A 12,254-nucleotide genomic window follows, 5' to 3' on the forward strand; every position below is an offset into this window, starting at 1 on the left:
TTTTTCGCGGGACAGCAACGCCGGCAGCGGCAGCCTTACAGCCAGTACACCACCACATACAGGCCCAGCCACACCACGTCCACGAAGTGCCAGTACCAAGCCGCGCCTTCGAAGGCGAAGTGATGGGTGGGCGTGAAGTGACCGCGCAGCACGCGATAGAGCACCACCGACAGCATGATCGCGCCCATGGTCACATGGAAGCCGTGAAAGCCCGTCAGCATGAAGAAGGTCGAGCCATAGATGCCGGAACTCAACTTGAGGTTCAGCTCGCTGTAGGCATGGATATATTCATAGGCCTGGAAGCCCATGAAGACCGCCCCCAGCAGGATGGTCAGGAACAGCCACACCGCTGTCTGCGTGCGATGGCCGGCGCGCATGGCGTGGTGCGAAATGGTCAGCGTCACGCCCGAGGTCAGCAGCAGCAGTGTGTTGATGGTGGGGATGGGGAACGGTCCCATGGTGGTGAAGTTCTCCACCGTGCCGGCCGGGCCGACATTGCCCCACTGGCCAGCGAAGTCCGGCCAGATCAGCTTGTGGTCGAGATCGGCCAGCCAGGGCATGGTGATGCTGCGGGCGTAGAACAGCGCGCCGAAGAAGGCGGCGAAGAACATCACCTCCGAGAAGATGAACCAGCTCATGCTCCAGCGATAGGACAGATCGATGCGCTCGCTGTAGAGGCCGGACTCGGACTCGCGGATGGCGTCGCCGAACCAGTAGTACAAGACCACCAGCACCATCAGGATGCCGAGGATGTTGACATAAGGGGCCCACGACACACCATTGACCCAGGCCGAGGCCCCGATCATGGTGATAAGCATGGAAATGCCCGCCATCATCGGCCAGCGTGACGGGCCTGGAACGAAATAGTGGGGCGCCTTGGCTTGCTGAGAACTCATGTTCTTCTCCCGGTACGAAATCCGATGGTTGTGGCCTGGTCCTGCACGCTTTGGCTTTCCTTAGTTTTTGGAAAGACAAAACTAACTTCCAGGTCTTCAATGACTAAATAAATTGCTACTCGATCAAGCTGATCATCTACCCGGCCAAGCGCGCCGATCATTGCCCTGTCGCACTGCCCACCACCAGCTTGACGATGATCACCAGCACCGCCACGAACAAGGCAGCGCCCAGGATGCCGGCGATGATCACGTGGACCGGATTCAACCTGGCCGCATCCGATTCATAATCCTTGCGCTTGCGCACGCCGAAGAAGGACCAGAACACCGCCTTCATCGTCGCCCCGAACGAGGCCTTGCGCTGCGCGGCCTGCTTCAGTTCATCTGTCAAACTGCCTCCTTGCAGAGCACTGCTGCTCAGCCTGCGGTCTTGTCCTTGCCATTGATCTCGAAGAAGGTATAGGACAGCGTGATGGTGGTCACGTCCTTGGGCAGCTTCGGATCGATATAGAACACCACCGGCATCTGCTTGGCCTGGTTGGGCCCCAGCGTCTGCTGGGTAAAGCAGAAGCACTCCACCTTCTTGAAGAACGCCGCCGATTGCTGCGGCGCGTAGCTCGGAATGGCCTGGGCATCGACGTTGCGCGATTGCGTGTTGACCACTTCGTAGGTCACCTGGGTCATCTCGCCGGGATGGACCTGCATGCTCGTCACCGTGGGACGGAAACGCCACGGCCCCTGGGCATTGCCGTCGAACTCCACGGTGATGGTGCGCGACTTGTCGATCTGGGTATTGGTGGGCGCTTCCACCGTTACGTCCTTGGGCGTGAGGAAGTTCACGCCGGTCACTTCGCAGATCTTGCGATAGACCGGGATGAGCGCGTAGCCAAAGCCGAACATCAACACCGCCACCACCAGCAGCTTGCGCAGCATCACGCGGTTCAGGCCGCGTTCTTCCTGGTCCTGCAGTGGATCATCGTGTTGGCTCATTGGGCAAACCAGATGCGGTTGATGAAGATGCCGATGAAGAAGGCCAGCGCCACCAGCCCCAGCAGCAGGCCGGTGCGCAGGTTGTTGGGTTTCTTGCGTGCAGTCATGGCGTCGGCCTTTGCTTCACGAGTGCTTGCTTGTCTATCTTATCCACAGCGGATCACTTCACCACCGGCGGTTCTTCGAAGGTGTGGAAGGGGGCCGGGCTGGGCACGGTCCATTCCAGGCCTTCGGCGCCTTCCCAGGGCTTGGCCTCGGCCTGCTTGCCGCCCTTGATCGACGGGATCACGACGAAGAACAGGAAGTACACCTGCGACAGCCCGAACCCGAAGGCGCCGACGGAGGCGATCATGTTGAAGTCGGTGAACTGCGCCGGGTAGTCCGCATAGCGGCGCGGCATGCCCGCCAGACCCAGGAAGTGCATCGGGAAGAAGGTGATGTTGAAGGTGATCAGCGAAGCCCAGAAGTGGAACTTGCCGCGCCATTCGTTGTACATGAAACCGGTCCACTTCGGGCCCCAGTAGTAGTAACCCGCGAAGAGCGCAAACAGGGAGCCGGCCACCAGCACGTAGTGAAAGTGGGCCACCACGTAGTAGGTATCCTGCATCTGGATGTCGATGGGGGTGACGGCCAGGATCAGGCCGGTAAAGCCGCCCATGGTGAAGACGAAGATGAAGCCCACCGAGAACAGCATCGGCGTCTCGAAGGTCATGGAGCCGCGCCACATGGTGGCGATCCAGTTGAAGATCTTCACGCCGGTCGGCACCGCAATCAACATGGTGGCGTACATGAAGAACAGCTGCGCGGTCACCGGCATGCCAGTGGTGAACATGTGGTGCGCCCAGACGATGAAGGACAGGATCGCAATCGAGGCGGTGGCGTACACCATCGATGCATAGCCGAACAGCGGCTTGCGCGCGAAGGCCGGGATGATCTGCGAGACGATGCCGAAGGCCGGCAGGATCATGATGTAGACCTCGGGGTGGCCGAAGAACCAGAAGATGTGCTGGTACATCACCGGGTCCCCGCCGCCGGCAGCGTTGAAGAAGGAGGTGCCGAAGTGGCGGTCGGTCAGCGTCATGGTGATGGCGCCGGCCAGCACCGGCATCACGGCGATGAGCAGATAGGCGGTGATGAGCCAGGTCCAGCAGAACATGGGCATCTTCATCAGCGTCATGCCAGGGGCGCGCATGTTCAAGATGGTGACGATGATGTTGATCGAGCCCATGATGGACGATGCGCCCATGATGTGCATGGCGAAGATGCCCATGTCCATGCCCGTGCCCATCTGGGTGGACAGCGGTGCATACAGCGTCCAGCCGGCGGCAGTGGCGCCGCCCGGCACCAGGAAGGAGCCGGCCAGCAGCAACGCGGCCGGTGGCAGCAGCCAGAACGAGAAGTTGTTCATGCGCGCAAAGGCCATGTCGGAGGCGCCGATCTGCAGCGGGATCATCCAGTTGGCGAAGCCCACGAAGGCCGGCATGATCGCGCCGAACACCATCACCAGGCCGTGCATGGTGGTCAACTGGTTGAAGAATTCAGGACGGAAGAACTGCAGGCCCGGCTGGAACAGCTCGGCCCGGATCAACAGCGCCAGCACGCCGCCCGAGAGCAGCATGGTGAACGAGAACCACAGGTAGAGCGTGCCGATGTCCTTGTGGTTGGTGGCGAAGAGCCAGCGGCGCCAGCCGTGCGGATGGTCGTGCGCGTGGTCATCGTGAGCGTGCCCATGCCCGTGATCGTGGGAATGATCGGGGGCGTGATCGACAGTGGTAGTCATGTCCGGTTCTCCAAACGATTACTTGCGGGCGGCCAGCACTTCGGCGGGCTGCACGATGTTTTCCTGGGCCTTGTTGGACCAGCTGTTGCGCGTGTAGGTGATCACGGCGGCGATTTCGGTATCGTTCAACACGCCCTTCCAGGGCGGCATGCCATTCTTGCCGTTGAGCAGAATATGGATCTGGCCATCCTTGGGGCCGTTGACCACGGGGCTACCGTCCAGCGCCGGGAATGCGCCCGGCACGCCCTTGCCAGTGGCCTGGTGGCAGGTCACGCAGTTAGCGGCATAGACCTTCTCGCCGCGTTGCTTCAACTCGTCCACGGTCCAGGTCTTGTTGGGATCATCGGCCTTGGCGGCCATTTCCTTTTTCTTGCCATCGACCCACTGCTTGTAATCGTCTTCGCTGACCACGTTGACCACGATGGGCATGAAGGCGTGGTCCTTGCCGCACAGCTCCACGCACTGACCGCGATAGGTGCCGATCTTCTCGGCGCGGAACCAGGTGTCGCGCACGAAGCCGGGGATGGCGTCCTGCTTCACGCCGAAGGCAGGGATGGTCCAAGAGTGGATGACGTCATTGGCGGTGGTAACAATGCGTACCTTCTTGTTAACCGGTACGACCACCGGGTTATCCACTTCGATGAGGTAGTTGTCGTTCTTCTTCAGCGAAGGATCGGTAACCTGTTCGCGCGGCGTGGCCAGGTTGGAGAGGAAGGAGATGCCCTCGCCTTCGCCCTTGAGATAGTCATAGCCCCACTTCCACTGCATGCCGGTGACCTTGATGGTGAGGTCGGCATTGGAGGTGTCCTTCATCGCCACCACCGTCTTGGTGGCCGGCAGGGCCATGCCGATGACGATCAGGAAAGGCACCACGGTCCAGGCGATCTCGACGGCCGTGCTTTCGTGGAAGGTGGAGGCCTTGTGGCCGACCGACTTGCGGTGCTTGATGATGGAGTAGAACATCACGCCGAACACGGCCACGAAGATGACCAGGCAGATGATGAGCATGAGGATGTGCAGGTCATAGATCTGCTCGGCGATCTTGGTCACCGGAGGCTGGAAATTCATCTGCAACACGGCCGGTCCCCCCGGACTGTCCACCACTGCCCAGGCCGGCAAGCCGGCCGCCAGCAGCGAGGCACCAAGGATCAAGGATTGAAGGCGCTTCGCAAGTTTCATGGATTTCCTCTAAAGCCCAAAATTATAAGAATGAGAGTGCAGCCATCCCGCCGGCCCTGGCCGAGAGTTCGCGCTGGAGTTCGCGGGCGAACTCGCGGCGCTGGCCTTCGTTCATGAACCGCCCCACTTCCACGCGCTGCCCCCGGCTCTCCAGGGCCACCAGCGCCTGGCGGCCCACAGGATAGTCAATGCGCATGCCCTGCCACTGCAGCGTGCTGCGACTGGACCGGCTGCCCTGCGTCACCTCGACGACCAGGCCCTCGTCGGCCAGCCTTACCACTTCGCGATCCGTGGCGTGACGGGCGTAGACCAGCATGGCCGCGCCCACCGCCGTTGACTCAATGAATGAAAAAACCAGAATGATCCAGGCGCCGTGCAGCGTGAAGCCCAGTGCGACTGTCAGTGAAACCGTACAAAGGATTGCGAAGACCCACGCCAGCTGGCGTGGCGCAATCGAACAATTGCGCTTCAATATCCATTCCCGCGTCTCCATAGCACCTCGCCACCTGGATTGGGTCGAGCGTGTCTCTCTTTCGATCCGCAGCGGGATTCACTGGATGCGGCAATCGGTCCTGTACGGCTGGCTCGATCTGCCCGACAGGGGCGCTATCCGTGGCTATCCGTTTTGCGGTTTTTATTTATTCTTGCTATTTGTTCTTGCTGGAATTTCTTGCAGTGAATTTTTTTTCCTGATTTGAGTATAAGGGCTAACGTCGCCATGGATCAAGCACGCACCGCCGCATTGCCCATAGAGGTGTGGGCAGAGCTGCCCCTGGCGGTCCGCTGGAGTCCATCAGCGGCCAGGGGAGCGGCCTTGCGAGGCGCGCGGGGTGGCGCGGGGTGGCCGAGGGGCGTCACGATGACGCAACGCCAGGGCGGGCTGGTCAGCTTCCTGACCATCTGACTATCGTGGCGGACGATCGAAGCGGATGATGCTCTCGCCAGCCGCCGTGGTCTTGGGCACCGGACGGAAGGCATGGCCATAGATGATCTCGAAGGTCAGCGGAATCTTGCCATCGGGCTTGCGCATGGCGTCGAAGGCGGCCAACAGGCGCTGGTGCTGGTCGCGGCTCATCATGCTGCGCCGCCGTGTCTCCAGCGGGTTGCCGCCCCAGGCGCGCACATCCTCCAGCAGCCTTTGCGGGGTGTCGTAGGTGACGGTGATGGTCTCCATGTCCATGACTGGCGTGGAGAAGCCGGCATTGACCAGCATGTCGCCGAAGTCGTGCATGTCCACGAAGGGCAAGGTGTGCGGTGCAAGATCGATGCGCTCGAAAGCGCTGCGTACTTCGCGCAGCGTATCGGGACCGAAGCAGGAAAACATCAGCAAGCCCTCTACCCGCAAGACACGACGCCATTCAGCGAACACACGGTCAGGCTGGGGGTGCCAGTGCAGGGCCAGGTTGGACCAGACCAGGTCCAGCGCATTGGCCGCCAGCGGCAGCCGCGCAAAGTCGGCGCAGGCCAGCTCAGGACCGCTCAGGGCGGGGCCGGAACCCAGCCACTTGTTGATCGAGCCGAACAAGCGGTTCATCGCCGTCTGCGCCCCGCGCTGATGCTCGGCGGCCACGGCCAGCATGCCATAGGCGCCATCCAGGCCGATCACCTGGGCTTCCGGATAGCGCTTCTGCAAGACCGGCAGGTCCGCTCCTTCGCCACAGCCGGCGTCGAGCACTTCACGCGGATTGATCTTCACCAGCGCCAACCGCTCCTGCATGCGCGCCGACACCTCGCGCCGCAGGAAATCGGACTCGGCCACGCGCTGCGGATGACCGAAGCGGCGGCGAACCAGGGGCAGGTCGATGGGGGCGCTCAGCTTGGCGCTGGCGGAAGACGGCGGCAGGGACATGGGAGACAGACGGGTAGAAAGACGGATCGGGACCGTTTGAGGCTGGTTTGGGACTCGTTTGGGGCTAATGTGCAGCAACTCCACCGGAGCTGATGCGATAATGCGCGTAGTTTAGTCGAAATCCATTTTTACCGGGCGCACCACGCATGGATCGCACATCGCCGAAACCGGCCACGTCACGGGCCACTTCGCCGGCCAAGCCTGCCACCGCGGCCCCGGCCAAAGGAGCCAGCAGCCCAGGCTATCGCCGCGCAGCCGCGCCTGCGCCCAAGAAGAACAGCGGCCCCAACTGGCTAAAGCGCCTGCTGGCGCGCGTGCCGCCCTTGCTGCCGAGCGCCTGCGCACTGTGCGGGGCCGAAGGCCGCGAGATCCTCTGCGCGCCCTGCCACAAGCGTTTTTATACCCGCCAGCACCGCCGCTGCATCCAGTGCGCCATGCCCATGCCGGTCACCGGCAAGGAATTGCGCTGCGGCGCTTGTCTCAAGGACCGCCCGGCCTTCGACGCCACCATCGTCGCCACCGATTATTTCGCCCCTTCCGACCAGCTGGCGCTGGCGCTCAAGTTTGCGGGCGACCTGCGGCTGGCGCCCTTGCTGGCTCGGCTGATCCACGATGCCTCGCGCCGCAACCCCGTTCCGGGCAGCGATGTGACGCTGCCCATGCCCAGCCTGCTGGCCCCGGTGCCGTTGGGCCGCACGCGCTTGCAGGAGCGCGGCTTCAACCAGGCCCTGGAAATCGCCAAGCCGCTGTCGCAACTGATGGGCCTGCCCTTGCAACCACAACTGCTGGAGCGCAAGAAGGAAACCGAAGCGCAATCAGCCCTGCCGGTGGGCGCGCGCGCCCGCAACGTGCGCGCCGCCTTTGCCCTGCCCTTCGCGACCATGGACCAGGTGCGCGGCCTGCATGTGGGCATCGTCGATGACGTCATGACCACCGGCGCCACCTTGAATGAAGTGGCGATCGTGCTCAAGCGGCACGGCGCCCGGCGCGTGACCAACCTGGTCTTTGCGCGCACCCTGCCGGTCTGAGTCGGACCGGCCATCCTTTTTCTGCAGGAGATTTTTTTGTTCCACGTCGTCCTGGTCGAGCCGGAGATCCCTCCCAATACCGGCAACATCATCCGCCTGTGCGCCAATACCGGCGCGCAACTGCATCTGGTGGAGCCGCTCGGCTTTCCGCTGGATGACGCCAAGATGCGGCGCGCCGGACTGGATTATCACGAATACGCCAACATGCAGGTGCACAAGGACTGGGAGCAGTTCCTGGCGCACCGCCGCCAGGATCCGCTCTTCGATGAAGCGCGCATGTTCGCCATGACCACGCATGGCTCCACGCCCTTTGCGGGCCTGGCCTTCCGGCCGGGCGATACCTTCGTGTTCGGCTCCGAGACACGCGGCCTGGCCCCGGAGCGGCGTGAATCCTTCCCCACTGCACAGCGCATCCGCCTGCCGATGCGGCCGGGCAATCGCAGCATCAACCTCTCCAATACGGTGGCGGTGGTGGTGTATGAGGCGTGGCGGCAGAATGGCTATGAGGGTGGCAACTGATCTGCCGCTGCGCCCATGAAAAAACGGCTCCCGAGGGAGCCGTTTTCGTTGGCAAGGCCGATCAGCCCAGCAGCAGGGCGTCGTCCGAGAGTTTCTCACCCCGCGTCTGCTCGAACATCTTGAGCAGGTCCGGCACATCCAGCCCGGCGCGTTCCGGGCCGGACACATCCAGCACCACGCGGCCCTGGTGCAGCATCACGGTGCGGTCGCCATAGTCCAGCGCCTGGCGCATGCTGTGGGTCACCATCATGGTGGTCAGCTTGGCCTCGGAGACGATCTTGGCCGTCAGTTCCAGCACGAAGGCGGCCGTCTTCGGGTCCAGCGCGGCCGTATGTTCATCGAGCAGCAGGATGCGCGAAGGCTGCAGCGAGGCCATCAACAGGCTCACCGCCTGGCGCTGGCCGCCGGAGAGCAGGCCGATGCGGTCGGTGAGGCGGTTTTCCAGCCCCAGGTTGAGGATGGAGAGCTTCTCGCGGAACAGCTCGCGCATCTTGCCGCGAATGGCGAAATTGAAGCCGCGACGACGGCCCCGCGCCATCGCCAGCGCCATGTTCTCTTCGATGGTCAGCGCCTCGCAGGTGCCGGCCATCGGATCCTGGAACACACGGGCCACCATGCCCGCGCGATCCCAGGCCTGCTTGCGGGTGACGTCGGTGCCGTCGATCTCGATCTTGCCGGTATCGACCAGCAGGTCACCGGAGATGGCGTTGAGGAAGGTGGACTTGCCCGCACCGTTGGAGCCGATCACGGCCACGAACTGGCCGGTCGGGATTTCCAGCGAGAGGCCGCGCAGGGCCGGGTTCTCGATGGGGGTGCCGGGATTGAAGGTGATCTTGAGATCAGTGGCTTTCAACATCTCAGGCTCCCTTCTTCAGCAGTTTCAGCTTGCGCTTGCCCATGGGCAGCACCAGCGCCAGCATCACCAGCACGGCGGTGACCAGGTTCAGATCCTGCGCCTGCAGGCCGATGAAGTCGCTGTTGAGCGCCAGGGCAATGAAGAAGCGATACAGGATCGCACCCAGGATCACCGCCAGCGTGGTCCACACCAGGCGACGCGCCGGCAGGATGTTCTCGCCGATGATGACGGCAGCCAGGCCGATGACGATGGTGCCGATGCCCATGGAGATGTCGGAACCGCCCTGGGTCTGCGCAAACAGCGCACCGGCCAGGGCCACCAGCGAATTGGCCAGGGCCATGCCGGCCAGGGTGGCGCGGCCGGTGGCGATGCCCTGGGCGCGCGCCATGCGGGCGTTAGCGCCGGTGGCGCGCATGGCCAGGCCGATCTCGGAGGAGAAGAACCAGTCCAGCAGCAGCTTGGCGCCAATCACCACCACCAGCAGGATCAACGGCCGGGCCACGTAGTCGGGGATCGCGTCGGGCTGCAGGATGGTGAAGATGGTCGGCTCCGAGATCAGCGGCACGTTGGGCTTGCCCATGACGCGCAGGTTGATCGAGTACAGCGCGATCATCATCAGGATACTGGCCAGCAGGTCCATGATCTTCAGGCGCACGTTCAGCCAGGCGGTGGTGAAACCGGCCAGGGCGCCCGCCAGCAAGGCGATGAAGGTGGACAGGAAGGGATTGTAGCCAGCGGCGATCATGGTCGCGGCGACTGCGCCGCCGAGCGGGAAGCTGCCATCGACGGTCAAGTCAGGGAAGACCAGAATGCGGAAGGAGATCAGCACTCCGAGGGCTACCAGGCTGAAAATCAGGCCGATTTCCAGGGCGCCCAAGAGGGTATACAGCGACATAAAAGGACTTTCTTAAAAAACACATTCGGCACGGCGCGGTACGCCAATGCCGAATGTCTTCTGCGTTGCGCCGGCCATCCCACGGGTGATGGGACCGTCGGCGGTGCACGTCTGCCGGGGCGACCCAGGCCTTAGTTGAGGACCTTGGTCGCCGACTTCAGGAATTCAGGCGAGAGCGTCACGCCCTGCTTCTGCGCGGCCGACGTGTTGACGTACAGTTCCAGGTTCTTGACCGGCGAGGAAGGGATATCGCCGGCCTTCTCGCCCTTCAGGATACGCACCACCAGCTTGCCGGTCTGGCGGCCCATGTCGTAGAAGTTCACCCCCAGGGCTGCGACCGCGCCACGCTTGACGCTGCCGGTATCGGAAGCGATCAGCGGGAGCTTGGCATCGTTGCAGACCTTGGCCAGCGATTCGAAGACCGAGACCACGTTGTTGTCGGTGGTGGTGTACATCACATCGATCTTGCCGATCAGGCTCTTGGCGGCCGGAGCCACGTCCACCGAACGGGGAGCGGCAGCTTCCACCAGGGTCAGGCCAGCCTTCTGCAGCTCGCCCTTGAGGTTGTTCAGGGCCGACACGGAATTGGCTTCGCCCGGATTGTAAACCACTCCGACCCGCTTGGCCTCAGGCACGACGCGCTTGATGACCTCGACCTGCTTGACCGGGTCCAGCATGTGCGACATGCCGGTCACGTTGGTGCCGGACGGTTTCCAGTCCTTGACCAGCTGGGCGGCCATCGGATCGGCGATGGCCGAATAGACGATGGGGATGGTCTTGGTCGCCGCCACCATGGGCTGGGCCGACGGGGTGCCGATGGCGACGATCACGTCGGGATTGTCGCCCACGAACTTCTTGGCGATCTGGCCGGCGGTGCCCGCATTGGCCTGGGCGCTCTGGAATTCCCACTTCAGGTTCTTGCCCGGCTCGAAGCCGGCGGCGACCAGTTCATCCTTGGTGCCGTCGCGCACCGCGTCCAGCGCAGGATGCTCGACGTAGGATGTCACTGCGACCACCTTCTCGGCGGCCAGCGCCGAGGCGCACACAGCGCTCAGCGCCAGCGCACCGGCGATGGCGCGCAGGGATTTGGATAGGGCCAGCATGTTCATCTCCTCATTCATGGGTGGTCGGCGCCTCGGCCTGATGATCGCCGGGCAACCTGTTTATAGTGGGCGCGCTGGGGGCGGCGCCAGATGCGTCGATCCCGCCTGAAAGCGGGATCGACGCGGGGATTGCTTACTGCTTGATGACGGTCTTGGCCGAATTCACCAGTTCCGGCGACAGGGTCACGCCCTGCTTCTGGGCGGCGGCGGTGTTGACGAACAGCTCCAGCTTGCTGCTGGTGGCCGAGGGGATGTCGCCCGGCTTTTCACCCTTGAGGATGCGGCCGACCACCTTGCCGGTCTGGCGGCCCAGGTCGTAGTAGTTCACGCCCAGGGCGGCGATGGCGCCACGCTTGACGCTGTCGGTGTCGGAGGCCACCAGCGGGATCTTGGCGTCGTTGCCGACCTTGACCAGCGCTTCATAGGCCGAAACCACGTTGTTGTCGGTATTGGTGTAGATCACGTCGACCTTGCCGATCAGGCTCTTGGCGGCCGAACCGACGTCCACAGAACGGGGAGCGGCAGCCTCCACCAGGGTCATGTTGGACTTGGCCAGCAGTTCCTTCAAGGCCTTGACCACCACGGCGGAGTTGGCTTCACCCGGGTTGTAGACCATGCCCACGCGCTTGGCGTTGGGGACCACGCGCTTGATCAGGTCCACCTGCTTGTCCAGCTCCAGCAGGTCCGACACGCCGGTGACGTTGGTGCCGGAAGCCTTCCAGTCCTTCACCAGTTGGGCGGCGACCGGATCGGTCACGCCGGAGTAGACCACCGGGATGCTCTTGGTGGCGGCCACCAGGGCCTGGGCCGAGGGAGTGGCGATGGCCACGATGGCGTCGGGCTTGTCACCCACGAACTTGCGGGCGATCTGGGCCGCGGTGCCGGTATTGCCCTGGGCGCTCTGGTATTCCCACTTCAGGTTCTTGCCGGCTTCGAAGCCTTCTTCCTTCAACTCGTCCTTGACGCCATCCCGCACTGCGTCCAGGGCCGGATGTTCAACGATGGCGGTCACCGCGACCGACTTGTCCGCAGCCATGGCCGGGGCGGAGCAGACAGCTGCCAGGGACAGGGCGGCCACCATGGCGCGCAGTGTCAGCTTATTGTTGTAGGACATGCAGTCTTCTCCCTTGGAAAAAATGAATGGAATACCCGAAAAGACGCT

General features: G+C 63.1%; 15 protein-coding genes. 3 read left to right on the forward strand and 12 right to left on the reverse strand.

Features of this window, described 5'->3' with window-relative positions:
* Positions 1 to 35: 35 nt before the first annotated feature.
* From BGK68_RS01225 to BGK68_RS01250, 7 genes are all read right to left on the reverse strand, one after another.
* On the reverse strand, positions 36 to 896 hold the full coding sequence (locus BGK68_RS01225; RefSeq protein WP_013236084.1) for a cytochrome c oxidase subunit 3: 861 nt from the start codon (positions 894 to 896) through the stop codon (positions 36 to 38).
* 157 nt (positions 897 to 1,053) lie between these two features.
* The gene (locus tag BGK68_RS01230; protein ID WP_048348747.1) at positions 1,054 to 1,230 is read right to left on the reverse strand and encodes a DUF2970 domain-containing protein; all 177 of its coding nucleotides are present in this window, start codon (positions 1,228 to 1,230) and stop codon (positions 1,054 to 1,056) included.
* A gap of 80 nt (positions 1,231 to 1,310) precedes the next feature.
* Complete coding sequence (locus tag BGK68_RS01235) at positions 1,311 to 1,883, reverse strand: cytochrome c oxidase assembly protein (RefSeq protein WP_075255570.1); 573 nt, start codon at positions 1,881 to 1,883, stop codon at positions 1,311 to 1,313.
* The gene (locus BGK68_RS28165; protein WP_208857376.1) at positions 1,880 to 1,990 is read right to left on the reverse strand and encodes a cytochrome oxidase small assembly protein; all 111 of its coding nucleotides are present in this window, start codon (positions 1,988 to 1,990) and stop codon (positions 1,880 to 1,882) included. Before BGK68_RS28165 ends, BGK68_RS01235 begins: the two co-directional genes overlap by 4 nt.
* A gap of 53 nt (positions 1,991 to 2,043) precedes the next feature.
* Positions 2,044 to 3,663: a cytochrome c oxidase subunit I gene (gene ctaD, locus BGK68_RS01240; RefSeq protein WP_075255571.1), complete on the reverse strand. Its 1,620-nt coding sequence runs from the start codon at positions 3,661 to 3,663 to the stop codon at positions 2,044 to 2,046.
* Positions 3,664 to 3,681: 18 nt separating this feature from the next.
* Complete coding sequence (gene coxB / locus BGK68_RS01245) at positions 3,682 to 4,842, reverse strand: cytochrome c oxidase subunit II (protein ID WP_075255572.1); 1,161 nt, start codon at positions 4,840 to 4,842, stop codon at positions 3,682 to 3,684.
* 22 nt (positions 4,843 to 4,864) lie between these two features.
* Positions 4,865 to 5,263, reverse strand: a complete 399-nt coding sequence (locus BGK68_RS01250) for a DUF2244 domain-containing protein (RefSeq protein WP_233149434.1) — start codon at positions 5,261 to 5,263, stop codon at positions 4,865 to 4,867.
* Between BGK68_RS01250 and BGK68_RS28170 the strand changes: the two genes are divergently transcribed.
* Positions 5,157 to 5,540, forward strand: a complete 384-nt coding sequence (locus BGK68_RS28170) for a hypothetical protein (protein ID WP_233149479.1) — start codon at positions 5,157 to 5,159, stop codon at positions 5,538 to 5,540. The two genes, BGK68_RS01250 and BGK68_RS28170, sit on opposite strands and share 107 nt — an antisense overlap.
* 206 nt (positions 5,541 to 5,746) lie before the next feature.
* On the opposite strand, the gene BGK68_RS01260 is transcribed toward BGK68_RS28170, so the two are convergent.
* The gene (locus tag BGK68_RS01260) at positions 5,747 to 6,691 is read right to left on the reverse strand and encodes a methyltransferase domain-containing protein (RefSeq protein WP_075255575.1); all 945 of its coding nucleotides are present in this window, start codon (positions 6,689 to 6,691) and stop codon (positions 5,747 to 5,749) included.
* A 146-nt stretch (positions 6,692 to 6,837) separates the two neighbouring features.
* Here BGK68_RS01260 and BGK68_RS01265 point away from each other — a divergent pair, with 146 nt between their 5' ends.
* Positions 6,838 to 7,719, forward strand: a complete 882-nt coding sequence (locus tag BGK68_RS01265; RefSeq protein ID WP_075255576.1) for a ComF family protein — start codon at positions 6,838 to 6,840, stop codon at positions 7,717 to 7,719.
* 36 nt (positions 7,720 to 7,755) lie between these two features.
* Positions 7,756 to 8,238, forward strand: a complete 483-nt coding sequence (gene trmL, locus BGK68_RS01270; RefSeq protein ID WP_075255577.1) for a tRNA (uridine(34)/cytosine(34)/5-carboxymethylaminomethyluridine(34)-2'-O)-methyltransferase TrmL — start codon at positions 7,756 to 7,758, stop codon at positions 8,236 to 8,238.
* Between the two features lie 61 nt (positions 8,239 to 8,299).
* On the opposite strand, the gene BGK68_RS01275 is transcribed toward trmL, so the two are convergent.
* The 4 genes from BGK68_RS01275 to BGK68_RS01290 form a co-directional block, all read right to left on the reverse strand.
* Complete coding sequence (locus tag BGK68_RS01275) at positions 8,300 to 9,094, reverse strand: ABC transporter ATP-binding protein (protein WP_075255578.1); 795 nt, start codon at positions 9,092 to 9,094, stop codon at positions 8,300 to 8,302.
* A gap of 1 nt (position 9,095) precedes the next feature.
* A complete protein-coding gene (locus BGK68_RS01280; RefSeq protein WP_013236094.1) occupies positions 9,096 to 9,989 on the reverse strand; it encodes an ABC transporter permease in 894 nt (297 codons plus the stop codon).
* A gap of 131 nt (positions 9,990 to 10,120) precedes the next feature.
* Positions 10,121 to 11,092 carry an ABC transporter substrate-binding protein gene (locus tag BGK68_RS01285; RefSeq protein WP_041312287.1) on the reverse strand — a complete coding sequence of 324 codons (972 nt, stop codon included), beginning with the start codon at positions 11,090 to 11,092 and terminating at the stop codon, positions 10,121 to 10,123.
* 133 nt (positions 11,093 to 11,225) lie between these two features.
* Positions 11,226 to 12,206, reverse strand: a complete 981-nt coding sequence (locus tag BGK68_RS01290) for an ABC transporter substrate-binding protein (RefSeq protein ID WP_013236096.1) — start codon at positions 12,204 to 12,206, stop codon at positions 11,226 to 11,228.
* Between the last annotated feature and the right edge of the window lie 48 nt (positions 12,207 to 12,254).

The organism is Herbaspirillum camelliae (assembly GCF_001929405.1).
In the GTDB taxonomy this organism is placed as follows: domain Bacteria; phylum Pseudomonadota; class Gammaproteobacteria; order Burkholderiales; family Burkholderiaceae_D; genus Herbaspirillum; species Herbaspirillum seropedicae.